Here is a 20,008-nt window from a genome sequence, read left to right as displayed (position 1 = left end):
CGTCATCTTCGACGCCCGGCCCGAGGCTCCGCCCATCACCGAACGCACAAGCACCCCCCCTGCCGCCAGCCCCGCCGCCAGGGCGAGCTCCACGCCGGAGCGCGGCCGGACGGTGAAGCTGTCCCGGCTGCGCGCCCTGGTCGCGCGGCGGATGGTGGAGTCGCTGCAGATCAGCGCCCAGCTCACCACCGTCGTGGAGGTGGACGTCACCCGCATCGCGCGGCTGCGGGACCGGGCCAAGGCCGGTTTCCAGGCGCGTGAGGGCCTCAAGCTGACCTTCCTGCCGTTCTTCGCGCTGGCCGCCTGCGAGGCGCTGCGCGAGTTCCCGCAGCTGAACTCCAGCATCGACGTCGAGGCCGGAACGGTCACCTACCACGGCGAGGAGAACCTCGGCATCGCCGTGGACTCCGAGCGCGGCCTGGTCGTGCCGGTCATCCACAGCGCGGGCGACCTGAACCTGACCGGCCTGGCCCGCAAGATCGACGATCTGGCGAGCCGGACCCGGGCGAACAAGATCTCCCCGGACGAGCTCGGCGGCGGCACCTTCACCGTCACCAACACCGGCAGCCGCGGCGCCCTGTTCGACACGCCGATCCTGAACCAGCCTCAGGTCGGCATCCTCGGCACCGGCATCGTGGTGAAGAAGCCGGCCGTCATCGACGACCCCGAGCTCGGCGAGATCATCGCGGTCCGCTCGTCGGTGTACCTGTCGCTGACGTACGACCACCGCATCGTGGACGGCGCCGACGCCGCCCGCTTCCTGACCTTCATCAAGCGGCGGCTCGAGGAAGGCGCCTTCGAGGCCGACCTGGGCCTGTAGCCCCGGCCGAGGCACGTACCCGGCCGGTCAGGCGCCCCGCGCCCCGGGACGTCGACCGGCCGTGGCGGCCCAGCGTGCGTCACGATGGTGCACCATGCGCATCGTCATGACTGGCTCCTCGGGTCTGATCGGCTCCACTCTGGTGCCCGCGCTGCGCGGCGACGGGCACCAGGTGACGGCCCTGGTCCGGCGGCCTCCCAGGGCCGGCGACGAGATCCGGTGGGATCCCGCCGCCGGCCGGCTCGATGCGGCGGCGCTCGCCGGCACCGAGGCCGCCATCCATCTCGCCGGCGCCGGCATCGGCGACCACCGGTGGACCGCTTCCTACCGGCGTGAGCTGCGCGAGAGCCGGATCAGGGGCACCGACCTGCTCGCTCGCACCCTCGCCGAGCTGACGCCGCCGCCGCGGGTACTGCTGTCCGGCAGCGCCCTCGGGTGGTACGGCACGCGGGCGGGTGGTGACGCGGGGCCGGTCGACGAGCCGGCGCCCGCGGGCACCGGTTTCATCGCCGACCTGGTCGCCGGCTGGGAAGCCGCCACCGCGCCGGCCCGCGACGCGGGCCTGCGGGTCTGCACGTTGCGCACCGGTGTCGTGCTGTCGACGCGCGGCGGGGTTCTGCGCCGCCAGCTGCCGCTGTTTCGGGTCGGCCTCGGCGGCCGGCTCGGATCCGGGCGGCAGTGGCTGAGCTGGATCAGCCTGCGCGATCAGGTCGACGCGATTCGCTTCCTGCTCACGGCGGAGTCGGTGCGCGGACCGGTGAACCTGGTGGCTCCCGCACCGGTCACGAACGCGCGGTTCACCGCGGCGCTGGCCGCCGCCCTGCACCGCCCGGCGCTCGCGCCGGTGCCCCGCCTCGCCCTGCGCGCCGCGCTCGGCGGCTTCGCCGACGAGGTCGCGCTCGCCTCCCAGCGCATCGCTCCCGCCGTCCTGACCGGCGCCGGGTTCCCGTTCACCCACCCCGACCTCGACCAGGCGCTGCGGGCGATCCTCGCCGCCCGCTCGTGACCGGCCGTGCACCCGGACCCGACGGCCGGGCCGCGCTCAGCCACTGGTGACGCTCAGCCGCTGGTGACGTCGAGAGTCTGCGAGACGCGCCAGCCGGACTGGGTGCGGACCAGCACGAGATCGTGCTGCTCGGGTTCCCGCGCCGCCTGGTGCTGGAGGAGCTTTCCCTGCGCGTCCAGGTAGTCGTAGGCCTGAAGCCGGTCGGTGACGCGCAGCACGGTCCGGTCGGCGCCGTCCTCACGCACCTCGAGGGCGACGATGTCGGTCCGCAACGGCGAGGTGTGCGCCTTCTGGGCGACGACCTGGCGCATCAGGGCGACGTCGGCGTTGTACGCCTCGCTGCCGGGGGCGTCGGACTCGGCCAGGAGGGACTCCTGGGCCTGCTCGAACGCGCGGCTGCGCGCCGTGTTGAGCGCGGCGAGCACGCCGCGCCAGATCTGCTCGGGCGTCTGGTTGGCGACCGGTGAGGCGGTCGGATCCCGCGCGGGCGCGGTGCCGGCGGCACCGGCCGCGGAGGCGGTGGGCCGTGGTGAGCCGCCCGCGGACTCGGTCGCCTGGTCCTTGGGGGGGCTCGTCAGCAGCAGCACGGCCGCGACGACGACCGCGAACAGCCCCACCCCCGCGGTGGCCGGGAGCAGCCAGCGACGCCGCCGGGCGCCGATGCGCCGGGGGGTACGCCTGCCGTCCGCCGGCCGGGCGGGGCGCTTCGCGGTCGCGCCCTGGCCGGCCGACGGCTTCGAGTCCGGCGACGCCCCGGGCCCGGACGGTGTGTCCAGCAGCGAGTCCACCGGGGACGATCCGCCGGGGCGGGCGGTGGGCGCGCCGCTCGGCGCGGACCCGGACGGGCGGCCGGTGGCGCGCGGCGACCGCCGGGGCGAGGTCGAGCGCCGCGGCGGCGGAGGCAGGGAGTCGAGCAGCTCCCGGGCGTCGACCGCCGTGGCCCCGGTCACGCCGCGCCGCGGCGCCGTCGTCTCGGGCTCGTCGGCGTCGTCGGGCGGTGGATCGAGCCGGGCGCCCGCGAGCAGCCTCGGTCGGGCGTCGCCGGGATCCGGCGTGTCCCGCGGCGGATCCACCGGCAGGTCCCGCGACCCGGCCGCGGCCGGGTCGACCCGGTCGATCCGCGGCAGTGTCTGCGCCGTCGGCGGGCCGGACTGGCGGGCGGAGTGCGCGTCGCCGGCGAAGCGCACGGGCAGCGGGGTCGCGCTGCGGGCCAGCGCGGAGGCGAGATCACCGGCGGCGGGACGGCGCATCGGATCGTCGATCAGCGCCGTCGCCACCGCCACGGCGACGGCGGCCGCGTCCGGTCCGGTCGCCTCCCGCATCGATTCCAACAGGAGGGTGGCGAGATCGTGGACATCCGCGGCGGCCGCGCCGGGCGCGATCGGATCCGGACGGGCCGCCTCGGCGAGCGAGGCCACCCCGAGACCCACGAGGACCGGCCGCCCGGTCGGTTCCAGCAGGATGTCCTCCCGCTCGAGCCGGCCGTGCACGAGGCCGGCCGCGTGCGCGGCCGCCAGCGCCTGGGCGATCGGCAGGCCGACGGTCACGACCTCGCCCGGATCGAGGTTGCCGCGGGCCGTCAGCAGCCGGGCGAGGCTGACTGCCCCGACGACCGGCTCGGTCAGCAGGGCGAGCCCGTCCGGGGTGGGCACGACCGCCAGGATCGGCACGAGATGCGGGTGTTCCAGCTCGGCGAGTGTGCGGGCCGCGCCGAGGGCGGCCGAGCGCAGCACCGGGTCGGGGGCGAGGCGCACCCGGCGCACCACGCACTCGACCCCGGACTGATCGATCTGCCCGGCCCACATCTCCCCGGCGCCGGCGTCCCGCAGGCGGGAACGCACGCTCACCCCCGGTACCTCGGGGGCGCCGCCGACGCGCCGGGCCGGCCTGTCCGCGGAATCGTCGGAGAAGGTCACAAGTAGCGACGCTAGGCTCAAAACGGGTGAGGTTGCATTGGTCTTTCTCCGGTTGTGGATAACTTTTTACGACCCGCCCGGCCGCGTGGCCCGACCGAAGGAGTGATGCGCAGGTGCAGATCCTCGCCACCAGCGGTGGATTCCTTCCCGACGGCCGCTACGGCGCGCGGGTCGGCCCGATCCTGACCCACGCGATCGCCCTGTCGGCCGCCGGCCCGCGTCCCCGCGTCTGCCTGCTGCAGACCGCTCTCGGCGACGACCAGGCCGCCTACGCCCGCGGGTACGCGGCGCTCAACCGGGATCGCCCCGACGTGCGGGTGTCGCACCTGGCCCTGTTCCCGATGCCGAGCGTCGCGGACGTGCGGGCCCACCTGCTGGCCCAGGACGTCGTGTGGGTCGGCGGCGGCAGCGTGGCGAACCTGCTGGCGGTCTGGGCCGCCCACGGCCTCGGCGAGATCATGCGGGAGGCCTGGGAGGCCGGCGTGGTGCTCGGCGGCGTCTCGGCCGGCTCGCTGTGCTGGCATGTCGGCGGCACCACCGACTCGTTCGGCCCGGTTCTGCGCCCGGTGACGAACGGGCTGGGGCTGCTGCCGTTCAGCAACACCCCGCACTACGACTCGGAGGCGGGCCGCCGTCCCCTGTTCCAGCGGCTCGTCGCCGCCGGCACCCTGCCGGCGGGCTGGGCCACGGACGACGGGGTTGGCCTGCACTTCCGCGGCGACGAGCTGGTCGAGGCCGTCGCGGACCGGCCCGGGGCGCGCGCCTGGCGGGTTGAGCGCGGGGCCGACGGCGGCGCCGTGGAGACCGCGATCGTTCCCAGGCTTCTGCCGGGCCGGGAAGCGTAGGCTCTCCGTCGTGGATGTTCTGAGGCTTTCCGTGGTTCCCTACCGCGAGGCGTGGGACATGCAGCGCGCGCTCGCCGAGTCCCGGGTGGACGACGAGGTGGACGACACCCTCATCCTGGTCGAGCATCCCAGCGTCTACACCGCCGGCCGGCGCACGCAGCCCTTCGAGCGGCCCGTCGACGGCACGGAGGTCGTCGACGTCGACCGCGGCGGGCGGATCACCTGGCACGGCCCCGGGCAGCTCGTCGGCTACCCGATCATCAAGCTGCCCCGACCGCTCGACGTGGTCGCCTATGTCCGCGCCCTCGAGGACGCGCTCATCGACGCCTGCGCCGAGCTCGGCCTGCCGACCCGCCGCGTCGACGAGCGCACCGGGGTGTGGACGACGGACGGCCGCCGCAAGGTCGCCGCGATCGGCGTGCGGGTCCGCCGCCAGGTCACCACGCACGGCTTCGCGCTGACCTGCTCGTCGGACCTCGGCGATTTCGGGCGGATCGTGCCCTGCGGCATCGCCGACGCCGGGGTGACGAGCCTGTCCGCCGAGCTCGGTCGCCCGGTCGCCGTCGCCGACGCCCGCCCGGTCGTCGAGCGGCACACCCTCGACGTGCTCGGCCACTATCTCGGCGGGCGCCATCTCGGCGACCGGGTCAGCGCCCGCGTCGAACCGGCGGGCCACGCCCGCGTCGGACGTGTGGAGCTGGCCCGATGACCTCCGTCGTGCCGGAGGGCCGGCCCCTGCTGCGCCTGGAGGTCCGCAACGCGCAGACCCCGATCGAGCGCAAGCCGCCGTGGATCCGCACCCGGCTGCGCACCGGCCCCGAGTACCAGGACGTCAAAAGCCTGGTCCACGGCGCCGGCCTGCACACGGTCTGCGAGGAGGCCGGCTGCCCGAACATCTTCGAGTGCTGGGAGGACCGGGAGGCGACCTTCCTGATCGGCGGCGACGTCTGCACCCGCCGGTGCGACTTCTGCCAGATCGACTCCGGCCGCCCCACCCCGCTCGACCAGGACGAGCCCCGCCGCGTCGCCGAGTCGGTGCGGACGATGGGCCTGCGCTACGCCACCGTCACCGGCGTCGCCCGGGACGACCTGGCCGACGGCGGCGCCTGGCTGTACGCCCAGACGATCCGCGAGATCCACGCGCTGTCCCCCGGCACCGGGGTCGAGGTGCTCATCCCCGACTTCGGCGGCCACGCTGACCAGCTCGACGAGGTCTTCGCCGCCGCGCCCGAGGTCCTCGCCCACAACCTCGAGACGGTTCCGCGCATCTTTCGCCGGATCCGGCCGGCGTTCCGCTACGAGCGCTCGCTCGACGTGCTGCGCCAGGCCCGCGCCGCCGGCCTCGTCACGAAGTCGAACCTGATCCTCGGACTCGGCGAGACCCCCGACGAGGTCCACGAGGCCATGCGGGACCTGCGGGCGGCGGGCTGTGAGCTGCTCACCGTCACCCAGTACCTGCGGCCCACCCCACGTCACCACCCGGTAGAGCGCTGGGTGCGCCCCGAGGAGTTCCTCGACTGGGAGCGCGCGGGCGCCGAGCTCGGCTTCTCCGGCGTCATGTCCGGCCCGCTCGTCCGCTCGTCTTACCGTGCGGGGCGCCTCTACCAGCAGGCTGTCACCGCACGTGACGCAGCTCACGGCGCAATGTCCGATGTCCCCGAAAGTGTGCCCGAGAACTCTCACGGGCAGTGACGGACACGCTGGTGGCCCTCCCCCGGACGGGCTAGGCTTCCCCTCGTAGCGTCACCTGTCGACTCCAGCCACGAGGTGTGCGCCCGTGCTCCGCTCACTGTTCAGTGTCCTTGAAGAGGTGACCCTCCTGGTGCTGCCGCACGGGGGTCAGAAGACCGCCCGGCGCAACGCCTGGAAAGCGGCCGCCAGCCTGCACGTCACGACGAGCTATCGATGGGTCGACCCGGTCCAGATCACCCCGCCCCGACCCACGGCGCCCGCCGCCGCCCAACCGGCCGGCGACGAACCGGTCCGGCTCGCCCGGCGGCGCGGCCGGCGCGGCGGGCCGCGGGCACTGGCCAGCGTCGTCGCCGCGCGAAGCTGAGTCCCCCGGTACCGTCGCTGCTGGAAGAGGTCCCGAGGCCGTAGGCTCGCGGACATGGCACTGAGGAAACAGCCGAGGGACGCTGCACCCGCAGCGGCGAAGAACGGCGCGTCGTCGAACGGCCGCGGCGGCGCCGCGGCGCAGGAGGGCACCGGGTTCCGGGCCCGTCTCGCTCAGCTCTGGCTGGTTTTCAAGATCACTCGTCAGCGTGATCCGCAGGTCCTCTGGATCACCCTCGCGGGTCTGGGCGTTCCCCTGGTGCTCGGTGTCGTGCTCGGCCTGTTCGTCGGACCGCTGTACCTGTGGATCCCGATCGGCGTTCTGCTCGGTGCCGTGATCGCGCTGAACCTGTTCAGCCGCCGGGTCCAGCGCACCGCGTTCGCGGAGATGGAGGGCAAGCCCGGCGCCGCCGCCGGTGTGGTCGAGCGGATGCGCGGCGACTGGCGAATCACCCCCGCGGTGGGCATCAACAGGCATCAGGACGTCGTCCACCGGGTCGTGTCCCGGGCCGGCGTCGTGATCATCGCCGAGGGTCGCGGCCGCGGCCCCCGGGAACTGCTCGCGGCCGAGAAGCGCCGCATCCGCCGGGTTGTCGGCGACACCCCGGTCACCGACATCGTCATCGGCACCGGCGAGGGCGAGACGCCCCTGCCCAAGCTGCAGTCCACGCTGATGCGGATGCGCCGCGTCCTGCCCCGCGGCGAGGTGGACGCGCTGGACCGTCGGCTGCGCGCCATCGGCGGCGCCGCCCTGCCGATCCCCAAGGGCCCGATCCCCCGCAACATCCCCCGCGGCGGCCGCCCGCGCTGAGCGGCCGGCTCGCTCCGTCGAGAGACCATCCATCCAGGTCACGAGACAGTCCATCCGGCCAGGCTGGTCCGCCGTGCGCCCAGCCTGGCCGACCCGCCGACCCGCGCAGCCGAACCGGAGGCCGGCCCCCGGCCCCCGGCCCCCGGCCGTCAGCCGCCGGACTGGCCGGAGCGGACGGGGTCGCGCACCATCGCGGTTCCGGCCGCCCGGTCATGCAGACCGCGCAGGTCCCGGTCCCAGACGACCACGGGGACCAGCAGGGCAAGCAGCAGCGTGCGCACTCCGATCCAGGGCCACGACTGCAACCCGCGATCCCGCACCCGGATCACCCGGATGCCCAGCAGCCGCATTCCGATCGTCTGGCCGGTGGTGCTGACGAGCAGGAACTCCTCGAGCAGGAACACCAGGTAGATCGCCAGCCCGCGGACGTCCGCGGAGTAGCGCACGCCGGCCAGGAACAGCACGCCGACGATCAGGTTCGCCACGACGGCGTCGATCAGGTAGGCGCCGAGCCGCGGGCCGAAGCCCACGACGGATCCCCGGCCGTGCTCCGGAAGGCCCAGCCGGGCCCCGGGCGGCGTGTCACGCGGCAGACCCGGTCCTTCGAGCCAGCCACCTAGTGCTCGTCCCACGACGCAAGCTTATGCGCCACACCAAGCTGCACCCAACAGCTCACCAAGGGTGATAACGTCGGCCGTTGTAACATGACCGAAACGGCTTTGTGATGTCATATGCCTGCCCGGACGTGACGAAAGACACCCCGACATGCCGTGACCCACAGGCCCAGAAGCGTGACGGGAACGCTGGAGGACGAATGTTCACCAAAGCCGAGGACGTGCTCCGCTATATCCGCGACGAAAAAGTTCAGTTCATCGACGTACGGTTCTGCGACCTGCCCGGCATCATGCAGCACTTCACGATTCCGACCCAGGTCTTCGCCGAGTCGGTCTTCACCGACGGGCTGATGTTCGACGGCTCGTCGATCCGCGGCTTCCAGGCCATTCACGAGTCCGACATGCTGCTGCTGCCGGACCCGCAGACCGCGTTCGTGGACCCCTTCCGCGAGCACAAGACCCTCGCCATGACGTTCTTCATCCACGACCCGATCACCAAGGAACAGTACTCGCGCGACCCGCGCAACATCGCCAAGAAGGCCGAGACCTACCTGCGCGGCACCGGCATCGCCGACACCGCGTACTTCGGCCCGGAGGCGGAGTTCTACATCTTCGACGACGTCCGGTACGACTACAACCCGTACGGGTCGCTGCATCAGGTCGACTCGGTCGAGGCCGCGTGGAACACCGCGCGCAAGGAGGAGGGCGGCAACCTCGGCTACAAGCCCAGGTTCAAGGGCGGCTACTTCCCCGTTCCGCCGACCGACCACTTCACCGACCTGCGCTCCGAGATGACCCGGGTGCTCTACGAGACCGGCATCACCGTCGAGATGCAGCACCACGAGGTCGGCACCGCGGGCCAGGCGGAGATCGACATCCGCTACGACACGCTGCTGAAGACCGCCGACAACCTGATGCTCTACAAGTACGTGATCCGCAACGTCGCCCGCGAACGCGGCAAGACCGTCACGTTCATGCCCAAGCCGCTGTTCGAGGACAACGGCTCCGGCATGCACGTGCACTCCAGCCTGTGGAAGGACGGCGAGCCGCTGTTCTACAGCGCCAACGGCTACGGCGGCCTGTCCGACATCGCGCGCTACTACATCGGCGGCCTGCTGCACCACGCGCCGGCCCTGCTCGCGTTCACCAACCCGACGACGAACTCCTACCGCCGGCTCGTTCCCGGCTACGAGGCGCCGGTCAACCTGGTGTACTCGGCGCGTAACCGCTCCGCGTGCTGCCGGATCCCGCTCGGCGGCGACTCGCCGAAGGCGAAGCGGGTCGAGTTCCGGGTCCCTGACCCCAGCTGCAACCCGTATCTGGCGTTCGCGGCCATGCTCATGGCCGGCCTCGACGGAATCCGCAACAAGATCGACCCGCCGGAGCCGATCGACAAGGACCTCTACGAGCTCCCGCCGGACGAACTGGCCGCCGTCCCGCAGGTTCCCGGCTCGCTGGAGAAGGTGCTCGACGCGCTCGAGGCGGACCACGAGTTCCTCCGCGAGGGCGACGTGTTCACCACCGATCTCATCGAAACCTGGCTGGACTACAAGCGGCGTAACGAGGTCGACGCGATCCGGCTGCGCCCGCACCCGTACGAGTTCACCCTCTACTACGACATCTGACCGGGCCGCCGCACGAGGCCGAGGCCCCGTTCCGGCATCATGGGAACGGGGCCTTCGTCGTGCGGTGAGGGGCCTTTCGCACGGGGCCACGGGAGGCTTTCGGAAATGCCCGCGCGCCACTTTGGTACAGCCCGGCCGAGCGCATCCCGATGGTGCCGGCCCGGTGCCGGGACCGCTACCGCCGGCGACCTGCGAGAGACGAAGAATTAACAATCGTGGAACGACTCGGTAACGCGACCCGACAAAGCTCCGACCGAACCCTCCCGTCATCGCGGCCCGGGTCGGCCTCCCCCCGGCCGATCATGAAGTCGCTCCGTACCGTGCAGGACCAACAACGGGGAGTATTGAGTGAGTTATCAGGCCGAGTACATCTGGATCGACGGCACCGAGCCCGAGCCGCTGATGCGCAGCAAGACGCGCATCATCAAGGACGGCAAGGAGCCGGAGATCTGGGGCTTCGACGGCTCGAGCACCAACCAGGCCCCGGGATCGAACTCGGACTGCGTGCTGCGTCCCGTCTACGTCACCCCCGACCCGCTGCGGGGCGGCGACAACATCCTGGTGCTGTGCGAGGTCGAGCTGACCGACTTCACGCCCCACCCGACGAACACGCGGGCGTTCAGCCGCTCGGTCGCCGAGAAGTACGCCGACATGTCGCCGATGTTCGGCATCGAGCAGGAGTACACCTTCTTCAAGGACGGCCGTCCCTACGGCTGGCCCGAGGTCGGCTTCCCTGCCCCGCAGGGCCCGTACTACTGCGGCGTCGGCGGCTCGAAGATGCCGGGTCGCGAGATCGTCGAGAAGCACACCCAGGCGTGCCTCGACGCCGGCCTCGCGATCGAGGGCACCAACGCCGAGGTCATGATGGGCCAGTGGGAGTTCCAGATCGGCGTTGTGCCGGCGCCCGCCATCGGCGACCAGATCTGGCTGGGCCGCTGGCTGCTGCACCGCATCGCCGAGGACTACGGCGTCGAGGTGTCGTTCGCCGCGAAGCCGATCGACGGTGACTGGAACGGCGCCGGCGCGCACACCAACTTCTCCACCAAGCAGACGATGGCCGGCTGGGACGCCATCGTGGCCTGCTGCGAGGCGCTCGGCACCCGGGTCATGGAGCACGTCACCCACTACGGTGTCGGCATCCAGGACCGGCTGACCGGCAAGCACGAGACCGCTCCCTGGAACAAGTTCTCCTGGGGCGCCTCCGACCGCGGCGCGTCGATCCGCATCCCGTGGGCGGTGGAGAAGGCGAAGAAGGGCTGGCTGGAGGACCGTCGTCCGAACGCCAACATGGACCCGTACCTGGTCTCCGCTCTCATGATCGACACCTGCTGCAGCGCGCTGGCCGGCGACAAGCCGACCCTGTTCGTGCCCGAGCAGCAGGGCGCGGCGACCCCGGTCGCCGCGACGGTCTGAGCGACGCCGTAACGGAGCGTACGCCGCGACGTGAGGTGACAGTCCTGGGCCAGCGCTCGCCGAGGCGCGATCTCGGTGAGCGCCGGCCCGCGGCCTGTCCGCCGACGTCCGTCAGCCGAAGCAGGACGTCCGCTCCCGGGTGAACACGTCCTCGACGACCGTCTGGGCGCGCCGCGCCAGCCGCCGGTGCTCGGCGAACAGCTCGTCCGCCTGACCCGCCGGCCAGCCCGCCGCGCGCGCCGTCGCCTCGATCTCCGCCGGCGCCGCCGGTATGACGTCGGCTTGCCGGCGCCCGGCCAGCGCGCCGGCATTGCGGATCCGCGACGACGACAGCCACGCCGCCTGCAGGTCCCCGGCCTCCCCCTCACCCAGCAGACCGGCGACGACCGCCGCCCGCAGGCCGTCCAGCGTCGAGGTGGTGCGCAGCGACGGAAGCTGCCGGGCATGGCGCAGCTGCAGGATCTGCACCGCCCACTCCACGTCGGTCAGCCCGCCCCGGCCGAACTTGAGATGGCGTTCCGGGCTGATCCCGCGGGGCACTCGCTCGACCCGCATCCTTCCGCGCAGTCGCACGATCTCGTCGAGGGCTGCCGCCGGCAGTGCGTAGGGGTAACGCACCGTGTCGGCGAGCCGGCAGAACCGGTAGGCGAGGTCGGGATCGCCGGCCAGCGGCCGGGCCCGCAGCAGCGCCTGCGACTCCCAGTCCTTCGACCATCGCCCGTAGTAGGCGGCGTAGGCGTCGAGGGTGCGCGACACCGGACCGCTGCGCCCCTCCGGCCGCAGCGTCGCGTCCAACCGCAGCGCCGGATCCGGGCCCGGCAGCGCGAGCAGCCGGTGCAGCTCCCCGACCACCTCGCTCGCCGAGCGCTGCGCCTCCTGCGCGCCGTGGCCCGGCCGCGCCTCGTGCACGAACAGCACGTCGGCATCGCTGCCGTAGGAGATCTCCGCACCGCCGAGGCGACCCATCGCGATCACCGAGATGCGTGCCGGCAGCGCGTCCGGGTCATCCCCGCCGGCGACCCGGCGCTGGGCGACGAGCAGGGTCGCGGCGACGGTGGCGTCGGCGGCGTCGGCGAGCGCCCGCCCGACGGCGGCGACGTCGAGCAGTCCGAGCAGGTCGGCGCAGGCGACCCGGACCAGCTCCTCACGGCGCACCGCCCGCGCCCGGCCGACCGCGTCCTCCCAGTCCGGGTTGCGGTGCGCGATCGCCAGCAGGGTACGGGACAGCGACTCGCGCGGCACCGGGACGAGATCGGCCTCGGTGCGCAGCAGCCGCACCGACTCGGGCGCCCGCGTCATCAGGTCCGCCACGTACGGGCTGGTCGCGAGCACCCGGGCGAGCCGGTCGGCGGCGCCGGCGGAGTCCCGCAGCAGCCGCAGATACCAGGGCACCCGGCCGAGTGCCTCGCTGACCTGCCGGTAGGCCAGCAGGCCGGCGTCGGGGTCGGGGGCGTCGGCGAACATCGGCAGCAGCGTGGGCAGCAGATGCCGCTGGATCGCCGCGGTGCGACTCACCCCGCTGGTCAGCGCCTGGATGTGCCGCAACGACCGGTCCGGCTCGGCGAAGCCGAGCGCGGCGAGCCAGTGCGCCGCCTCGGCCTGCGACAGCCGGATCTCCTCGGTCGACAGCCGGGCGACCGCCTCCAGCAGCGGCTGGTAGAACAGCCGCTCGTGCAGCGACCGGACGGTCCGCGCGATCCGGGCGCGGGCATCCTCGAACTCGCCGGCGGTGCGCATCCCCATCGACCGGGCGAGCCAGCGCAGCTCCGCCGGTTCGCGCGGCAGGGTGTGCACCCGGCGCAGCTGGAGCAGCTGGAGCCGGTGCTCGGCGCCCCGCAGGAAGCGGTACGCCTCCGCGAGCCCGGCGGCGTCGCGCCGGCCGACATAACCACCGCGGGCGAGGCCGTCGAGCGCGGCGAGGGTGGAGTTCTCCCGCAGCTTCGGATCGGCCCGGCCGTGGACGAGCTGCAGCAGCTGCACCGCGAACTCGACGTCGCGCAGCCCGCCCGGCCCGAGCTTGAGATTGCGCTCCGCCTCGGTCCGCGACAGCGTCGACTCGACCCGCTGGCGCATCGCCCGGACGTCGGCCACGAACCCCGGGCGGGAGGACGCCGTCCACACCAGCGGAGCGACCATCGCGCAGAACTCGGCCCCCAGCGCGAGGTCGCCGGCGATCGGCCGGGCCTTGAGCAGCGCCTGGAACTCCCAGGTCCGCGCCCAGCGGCGGTAGTAGACGCGGTGGCTGTCGAGCGTGCGCACCAGGGCGCCGTCGCGTCCCTCCGGGCGCAGGTTGGGGTCGACCTGGAACAGCGCGCCGGCGGACGTGACGAGCCCGGCGGCCCGCATCAGCCCCTCGGCCAGCCGCGTCCCCACCCACAGCGCCCGCTCCGGTCCCGCGGGACCGCCCGCCGTCGGGGAATCCGTCACTCCGCCCGACCCGGCGACAGCCGGTTCCGCGACGGCAGGCTCGACGACGGCAGGCTCGACGACGAACAGCACGTCCACGTCGCTGACGTAGTTGAGTTCCCGCCCGCCGCACTTGCCCATCCCGATGACGGCGAGGCGCACCGGCGGCAGCGCCGGATCGGTGCCGGCAGGGGTGATGCCAGCGGGGATGACGCCGGCGCGGGCGATGGCGAGCGCCGCGTCGAGCGCGGCACCGGCCAGGTCGGCGAGCTCGGCGGTGGCGTCGTCGAGAGCCACCGCGCCGGTCAGGTCACGGGCGGCGACGACGAGCAGCTCACGTCGGTAGGCGACCCGCAGCAGGTCGAGGGTGGCCGGGCTGTCGTCGACGGCCCGGGGCGCGGGACCGGCCGGATCGGCGCCGACCGCCCGCAGCAACGTCGCCCGCGCGTCGCCCGCGTCCAGCCGGGTGGTGGCCAGCGTGTCCGGGGCCAGCACCGCCCAGTCCGCCGGATGACGGGCCAGGTGATCCCCGAGCGCCCGGCTGGCGCCGAGCACCGCGCACAGCCGGCGCCGCAGACCGTGCTGAGCGACCAGCACGTCGAGTAGTCGCGGACCCTCGGCCGGGCCGAGGGCGTCGACCAGGCGTTCCAGCGCGGCCAGGGCCAGGTCAGGGTCGGCCGCCGCGGCCAGCTCGGCGAGCACGGGATGATCTGTGACGCGTCCCGCGCTCGCCAGCCCGATCCTGCCCAGCGCCGCCGCCGCTCGGTCGACCTCGGTGAAGCCCAGCCGGGCGAGCTGCGCGGACACCGAGCTGCCGCGCGGATGGTCCACCGGCGGCTCGGCGCGCGGACCGCCGTCCATCACGCTCCAGAGGTCGACAGCGCGCATCGCGGCACGCTCACAACACCGGCAGGTACCGGTCGACCTCGAACGGGGTGACCTGCCGCCGGTAGTCCTGCCACTCGGCCCGCTTGTTGCGCAGGAAGAACTCGAACAGCTCGTCACCGAGGGTCTCGCGGACCAGCGTCGAGCGCTCCATCACGGTGATCGCGTCGGCCAGCGAGCCCGGCAGGGCGGTGATGCCGCGCTCGCGGCGCTGCTCGTCGGTGAGCGTCCACACGTCGTCGGTCGACGGCGGCGGCAGCTCGTAACCGTGCTGGACGCCGCGCAGGCCCGCGGCGAGCACCAGCGCGAAGGTGAGGTACGGGTTGCACGCGCTGTCCGGCAGCCGGAACTCGACCCGGGTGGCCTGGGACTTGTGCAGCTTGTAGAGGGGAACTCGGACCAGCGCCGAGCGGTTGTTGTGCCCCCAGCACACGAACGCCGGAGCCTCCAGCAGTTCACCGAGCCGCTGGTCGCCGATGAGGCGCTTGTACGAGTTCACCCACTGGTTGGTGACGGCGGTGATCTCGGCGGCATGCACGAGCAGTCCGGCGATGAACGCCTTCGCGACCTTCGAGAGCTGGTATTCGTCGGTCGGGTCGTGGAAGGCGTTGCGGTCGCCCTCGAACAGGCTCAGGTGCGTGTGCATGCCGGAACCGGCCTGGTCCCCGAACGGTTTCGGCATGAAGGTCGCGTAGATCCCCTGCCGCAGCGCCACCTCCTTCACCACCTGGCGGAACGTCATGATGTTGTCCGCGATGGTGAGGGCGTCCGCGTACCGCAGGTCGATCTCCTGCTGGCCGGGCGCGACCTCGTGGTGGCTGAACTCCACCGAGATGCCGAGCCGCTCCAGCATGCTGATGGCCTGCTGGCGGAAGTCGTGGCTGATGTCGTTCGGTGTGAGGTCGAAATAGCCCGACTCGTCGACCGGCGGCGGCACCGGGCCGCCGCGCTTCGGCGGCTCCTTCAGCAGGAAGAACTCGATCTCGGGATGGGTGTAGAAGGTGAAGCCGGCGTCCGCGGCCCGGGCCAGCGCCCGGCGCAGCACCCAGCGCGAGTCGGCCGCCGCGGGCGCCCCGTCCGGCATGACCAGATCGCAGAACATCCGCGCGGTCAGCGGATGCTCCCCGCGCCACGGCAGCACCTGGAACGTGGACGGATCGGGCCGGGCGAGCATGTCCGCCTCGTGTACCCGGGCGAACCCCTCGATCGCCGACCCGTCGAACCCGATGCCCTCGGCGAGCGCCCCCTCCAGCTCCGCGGGCGCGATCTCCACGGACTTGAGGTAGCCGAGCACGTCGGTGAACCACAGCCGCACGAAGCGGATGTCCCGTTCCTCCAGAGTCCGCAGTACGAACTCCTGCTGTTTGTCCATGACGCCTCCACGCTGAGGTGAGGACTCGACCATACGGGCCGCCCGCCCACGTGGTACCCCTCACCCGACCATAGCGACCCCACCCCACCAACGTGGCCCGATGTCGCCGCCGGCGGCCCACCGACAGCCCACCCGCGACCAGGGAGGCGGAGGTCCTCAGGCGAACGTCCACGACGTGCCCGCGACGACCTCATGCCCGCCCGGTGAGGCCGGGTGGCCACCGACCGCGGGTGGAGGCGTGGAGGCGCAGGGATGACCGAACGACCGAGAGGCCCGGAAACGCGACGCCGGGACGATCCCGGCCCGTTCCCGGGCCTCTCGACGAGCGCAGCCCGCGATCTCCATCAGCTCATGGTTCAAGCCGTCTCGACGACGACTCCGACACACCCCAGATCCGCACGATCTCCCAGGGGCCGACCGAGGACGCTCGCGCGCGCAGCACCCCCTGGTTCTGACCGGAGACGCCCGACTTCTCGACGGAGACGTACCGCTGGGTCGCCTGGGAGAATATCGTGCAGTCCCGGGGAGCAGCTGTTCCAGGACATGAGATGGTGAACTTCTCCCAGGGGCCGATCTCGGTCGCCCGGGCGCGAAGCGATCGATAGTACTCCCCGGTCAGGTTCTTCTCCGCCGAGACATACCTGTTGTTCGCGACCGACGCGATCGTTTCGTAGCCGTCGTAGAAGCAGATGTTGAACTTCTCCCACGGTCCGACGGCGCCCGCGCGGGCGCGAAGAAGGTTCTGGCGGTCGCCCGTCCCGCCGATCTCGGTCGAGACGTACAGGGTTCCAGTACTGAATGTTGCCTCGATGGTGGCCTGGGAGCAGACCGCCGCCTCGGCCTTCGCCGGATTCAGCAACAAGAGGGCGGCGAGTACCGACAAGGCACCCAGTGCCGCCATGAAGCGTCTTGACCTCACAGCTCGAATTCCTTTCCTCGGAGAGGACGATGTCCTGACCGCTGGGCGGTCACGAACAAGCGGCGCGCGTGGTTCGAGTCCGGGGCCCGCGTACGGCCGCGAGTGGAGCGCCGTGACTCAGCCTGTCGACGCCGGTCTGGTCGATCAACGGTTTCCCGGTTGCCCGGTGCCCCGGGAAACCCCACCGGAGGGGCAACCCCCGAGCGGGCCGAGTCGCCGGACAGGCCGTCCCGATCCGCCGCCCTGTCCGCATCACGACAGTGCCGTTCTACGACCATCCAGTCCCTGGCGGGACATGACTCGACAGAATCGGTGTCACACATACCTGATCAGTGGTCATCTGGTGACGCATACACCGTCTGGGCGACGTCGCGGTTCATGGGCGGATCCGGCTGGCGCGGCGCACCGTCTCCCGGCGGAGGATGCCGGACACCATGACGCAGCAGCAGAACGCGGACGCCGGGGCCCAGCTGCGGCGGCTGCGCACCGAGCGCGGGGTCTCGCTCGCCGCGATGGCGCGGATGACGCATTACAGCAAGGGATACCTCAGTAAGATCGAGAACGGCGAGAAGCCGCTCACGCCAGGTGTCGCCCGCCAGTGTGACCAGGCGTTGCGGACCGGCGGCACGCTGGTCGGCCTGCTGGCGCAGGGCTCGGTGCAACCGGCAACGGAGCCCGCCGCCGCCGGCTCATACCACCGGGCCGGTGAGCGCGGCGGGTTCGAGCTCCCGGCCGAGGGCACTCCCGAGACGGCGGCATGCGTCGGGCGGGACCCGGAACTGGCCAGCCTGTCCGCGGCCGCGACCGCCGCGCTCACAAACGGCCTGCGGGTGCTGTGGGTGACGGGCGAGGCCGGCGGCGGCAAGACGACGTTCGCCCGGGCCGGCGCGCGGATCCTGGCGAAGTGGGGATGGCAGGTGGCCTGGGGGCGCTGCCCCGAGGTCGACGGGGCCCCGCCGGCATGGGCGTGGGCGCAGGTGGCGGGCACGCTGCTGGGTCTGACCGCGTCCGCGGCGGATGGGGCCGGCACCGCCGCGGCGGCGTCCGACGGCGGTCCGCTCGCCGCGCTCACGCGTCACCACGCCCAGGGGCCGGACGCCGTGCCCGAGGCCCTGTTCTGGGCGGCTCGCGCGGTCGGCGACCTGGTGGCCCGATCCATCGAGCGGTGCCCACAGCTGGTCGTCCTCGACGACCTCCACCGGGACCGCGGCGAGGTGCTGCAGCTACTGCGCTACCTGCACGCCGAGCTCATCGGACGTCCGGTCCTCGTCCTCGCGATCTACCGCGCGACGGAGATCACCGCCGAGTTGCGGGCCACGCAGGGGGCGCTGGCCGGTTCCCGCAGTGACCTGGTCGAGCTGCCCGGGCTCTCGCCCGCCGACGTGGCCACCGTGCTGGAACGCACCAGTGGAAGCGAGGTCGGCGGGGACGTCGCCGAGTCGATCGCCGTCCGCACCGGCGGCAACCCGCTGTTCGTGTCCGAGCTTGGCCGCCTCATCCGGGCCGACGGCATCGAAGCGGCCACCCGGACGGTCCCCGCCGGCGTCCGCCAGGTGCTTCGGGCTCGGCTGGCCAGCTTGATGCCCGGGACCAGAACGGTGCTGAGCTCGGTGGCGATCCTGGGTCTGGATGCCGATGTCGGTGTGCTGGCGGAGCTCGGACCGACCGCGGTGCCAGCGGTGATCGACGCCGTGGAGGCCGCGCTCCGGTCGGGCCTGGTGTACGAGCCGGGCCCCGGTCAGGTCCGGTTCACCCACGCGATGGTCCGCGACGTGCTTTACGAGGAGATCTCGCTGGCGCGGCGGGTCCACCTGCACGGCCGGGCGGCCGAGGTGCTTCACCGTGCTGGCGCCGACACTGCCACGCTGGCACATCACGCTCTCGCCGCGGCCACCCCCTCGACCGCCCGCGCGGCGGCCATCCTCGCGGGGCGGGCCGCCCGGGTCGCGTCGTCGCTGGCCGCCTATCAGGAAGCCTCTGCCCTGCTGGCGCGTGCCCTGTCCGTCCTCGAGCTCACCAGTGGCGCCCCAGGGACGACCAACCAGGCGCTTCACCTCGACCTGCTCCGCTCCCTGGTGTCCGCGCAGGCGCACGCCGGCAATGTGATCGCGGCGAGGGTCACCCGGCTGCGCGCGGTCGAGGCGGCGCGGGCAGCCGCCGACCCGCGTGAGATCGCACGCGCCTACGCGGCCTTCGACGCCCCGGCGCTGTGGACGGTGCACGCCTACCAGCAGGTGGATGCGGCGCTGGTCGCGGGCCTGGAGCGGGCGCTGGCCGGACCAGCAGGGCAGGACGACCGCCTGCGCTGCCACCTGCTGACCACCCTGGCGTTCGAGGTCGACGCGAGCGATCCGGACCGTACCCAGCTGGCCAGCTCACAGGCCACCGCCATCGCCCGCCGGCTGGACGACCCGCTGGTGCTGTGCCGCGCGCTGAACGCCTGTTACATCGCGACCACCCTTGATCCGGACGGGGGTGCCGACCTCGAGGCTGTCGGCCGCGAGCAGCTCGCCACCGCGACCGCGGCGGGGCTGACCGGCTACCAGGCCCAGGGCCACCAGATTCTGTTCATGGCCGCCCTCGACCGCCATGAACTCGAACGAGCGCAGTGGCACGTCGACCGAGCCGTGGAGCATGCGACGAGCGGTCAGCTCGAGCTGGCCCTGGGCATCCTGGCGATGTACGAGGCTCTGCGGGCGCTGATCGCGGGCAGGTTCGACGAGGCGGACCATGCCTACGCTCGGATCTCGGCCGCGCTGCGGGCCGTCGGCGACCCGAACTCCCACACCTTCGACCTGCTGGTGCGCTTCTGCGTCGAGCATGCGCGCGGCGGATCCGGGTCGGCGGCCCGGATGAGCACGCTCGCCGACGAGGCCCGGCCGGTCTACGACCAGCTGGGCCAGGCCATCGCCGAGCCCTACACGCGCCTGTTGATCGGAGCCGGCCGCCTCGCCGAGGCCCGTGCCTGCTGGACCCCCCAGATCCCCGTACGACGGGACTACTACTGGCTGTTGTGGATGGTCTTCCGGGCCGAGAACGCGGTCCTGCTCGGCGTCCGCAACGTGGCCGCCGCCTGCTACGACAGCCTGACCGGCTACGCCGGTCACCTTCCCGAGCTCGTGCACGGGCATGTCGCCGTCGGCCCCGTCGATCACACACTCGGCCAGCTGGCGGCGTTCTGTGGCTGGCCGTCCAGCGCGGTGAACCACTTCCAGCGGGCGGTCGCGGTCGCCACGCGGTTGGGCGCCCCGCACTGGGCAGCCCGCAGCCGGCACGCACTGGTTCGGTTGACGGCCGGCGCCACGGCGCTGTGAACCCTGC

General features: G+C 72.7%; 15 protein-coding genes. 10 read left to right on the top strand and 5 right to left on the bottom strand.

Annotation, left to right across the window (positions count from 1 at the left end):
• Positions 1-820: 2-oxo acid dehydrogenase subunit E2 (locus C1A33_RS17300; RefSeq protein ID WP_243407646.1), on the top strand; the 820-nt coding region annotated here is incomplete at its 5' end.
• 94 nt (positions 821-914) lie between these two features.
• Complete coding sequence (locus C1A33_RS17295; protein ID WP_101832516.1) at positions 915-1,826, top strand: TIGR01777 family oxidoreductase; 912 nt, start codon at positions 915-917, stop codon at positions 1,824-1,826.
• A 53-nt stretch (positions 1,827-1,879) separates the two neighbouring features.
• On the opposite strand, the gene C1A33_RS17290 is transcribed toward C1A33_RS17295, so the two are convergent.
• The gene (locus C1A33_RS17290) at positions 1,880-3,673 is read right to left on the bottom strand and encodes a protein kinase (RefSeq protein WP_243407645.1); all 1,794 of its coding nucleotides are present in this window, start codon (positions 3,671-3,673) and stop codon (positions 1,880-1,882) included.
• Positions 3,674-3,855: 182 nt separating this feature from the next.
• Between C1A33_RS17290 and C1A33_RS17285 the strand changes: the two genes are divergently transcribed.
• From C1A33_RS17285 to C1A33_RS17265, 5 genes are all read left to right on the top strand, one after another.
• Positions 3,856-4,587 (top strand): Type 1 glutamine amidotransferase-like domain-containing protein, encoded by a 732-nt coding sequence (locus tag C1A33_RS17285; protein WP_101832515.1) that lies wholly within the window; start codon positions 3,856-3,858, stop codon positions 4,585-4,587.
• A gap of 10 nt (positions 4,588-4,597) precedes the next feature.
• Positions 4,598-5,296: a lipoyl(octanoyl) transferase LipB gene (gene lipB / locus C1A33_RS17280; protein WP_101832514.1), complete on the top strand. Its 699-nt coding sequence runs from the start codon at positions 4,598-4,600 to the stop codon at positions 5,294-5,296.
• Complete coding sequence (lipA, locus tag C1A33_RS17275) at positions 5,293-6,279, top strand: lipoyl synthase (RefSeq protein WP_101832513.1); 987 nt, start codon at positions 5,293-5,295, stop codon at positions 6,277-6,279. Before lipB ends, lipA begins: the two co-directional genes overlap by 4 nt.
• An 85-nt stretch (positions 6,280-6,364) precedes the next feature.
• Positions 6,365-6,643: a hypothetical protein gene (locus C1A33_RS17270; protein WP_101832512.1), complete on the top strand. Its 279-nt coding sequence runs from the start codon at positions 6,365-6,367 to the stop codon at positions 6,641-6,643.
• Positions 6,644-6,697: 54 nt separating this feature from the next.
• Entirely contained in the window at positions 6,698-7,453 is a 756-nt protein-coding gene (locus C1A33_RS17265) for a DUF4191 domain-containing protein (RefSeq protein ID WP_101832511.1), read from the top strand.
• Positions 7,454-7,602: 149 nt separating this feature from the next.
• On the opposite strand, the gene C1A33_RS17260 is transcribed toward C1A33_RS17265, so the two are convergent.
• On the bottom strand, positions 7,603-8,085 hold the full coding sequence (locus tag C1A33_RS17260; RefSeq protein ID WP_101832510.1) for an RDD family protein: 483 nt from the start codon (positions 8,083-8,085) through the stop codon (positions 7,603-7,605).
• A 182-nt stretch (positions 8,086-8,267) separates the two neighbouring features.
• Between C1A33_RS17260 and glnA the strand changes: the two genes are divergently transcribed.
• Positions 8,268-9,692 carry a type I glutamate--ammonia ligase gene (glnA, locus tag C1A33_RS17255; protein WP_101832509.1) on the top strand — a complete coding sequence of 475 codons (1,425 nt, stop codon included), beginning with the start codon at positions 8,268-8,270 and terminating at the stop codon, positions 9,690-9,692.
• Between the two features lie 348 nt (positions 9,693-10,040).
• Positions 10,041-11,105, top strand: coding sequence for a glutamine synthetase GlnII (gene glnII / locus C1A33_RS17250; protein ID WP_101832508.1), 1,065 nt, complete (start codon positions 10,041-10,043; stop codon positions 11,103-11,105).
• Between the two features lie 111 nt (positions 11,106-11,216).
• Here the strand turns inward: glnII and C1A33_RS17245 are convergent, their stop codons facing one another.
• The 3 genes from C1A33_RS17245 to C1A33_RS17235 form a co-directional block, all read right to left on the bottom strand.
• A complete protein-coding gene (locus tag C1A33_RS17245) occupies positions 11,217-14,372 on the bottom strand; it encodes a bifunctional [glutamine synthetase] adenylyltransferase/[glutamine synthetase]-adenylyl-L-tyrosine phosphorylase (protein WP_243407647.1) in 3,156 nt (1,051 codons plus the stop codon).
• Between the two features lie 37 nt (positions 14,373-14,409).
• Positions 14,410-15,768, bottom strand: coding sequence for a glutamine synthetase family protein (locus C1A33_RS17240; protein WP_101832506.1), 1,359 nt, complete (start codon positions 15,766-15,768; stop codon positions 14,410-14,412).
• Between the two features lie 349 nt (positions 15,769-16,117).
• Positions 16,118-16,669, bottom strand: a complete 552-nt coding sequence (locus C1A33_RS17235) for a fascin domain-containing protein (protein WP_101832505.1) — start codon at positions 16,667-16,669, stop codon at positions 16,118-16,120.
• Between the two features lie 452 nt (positions 16,670-17,121).
• Between C1A33_RS17235 and C1A33_RS17230 the strand changes: the two genes are divergently transcribed.
• Positions 17,122-20,001: a helix-turn-helix domain-containing protein gene (locus C1A33_RS17230; RefSeq protein WP_165818444.1), complete on the top strand. Its 2,880-nt coding sequence runs from the start codon at positions 17,122-17,124 to the stop codon at positions 19,999-20,001.
• Positions 20,002-20,008 lie beyond the last annotated feature (7 nt).

Source organism: Frankia canadensis, assembly GCF_900197875.1.
Lineage (GTDB): Bacteria > Actinomycetota > Actinomycetes > Frankiales > Frankiaceae > Frankia > Frankia canadensis.
This window is presented reverse-complemented; position numbering and strand designations above follow the sequence as displayed.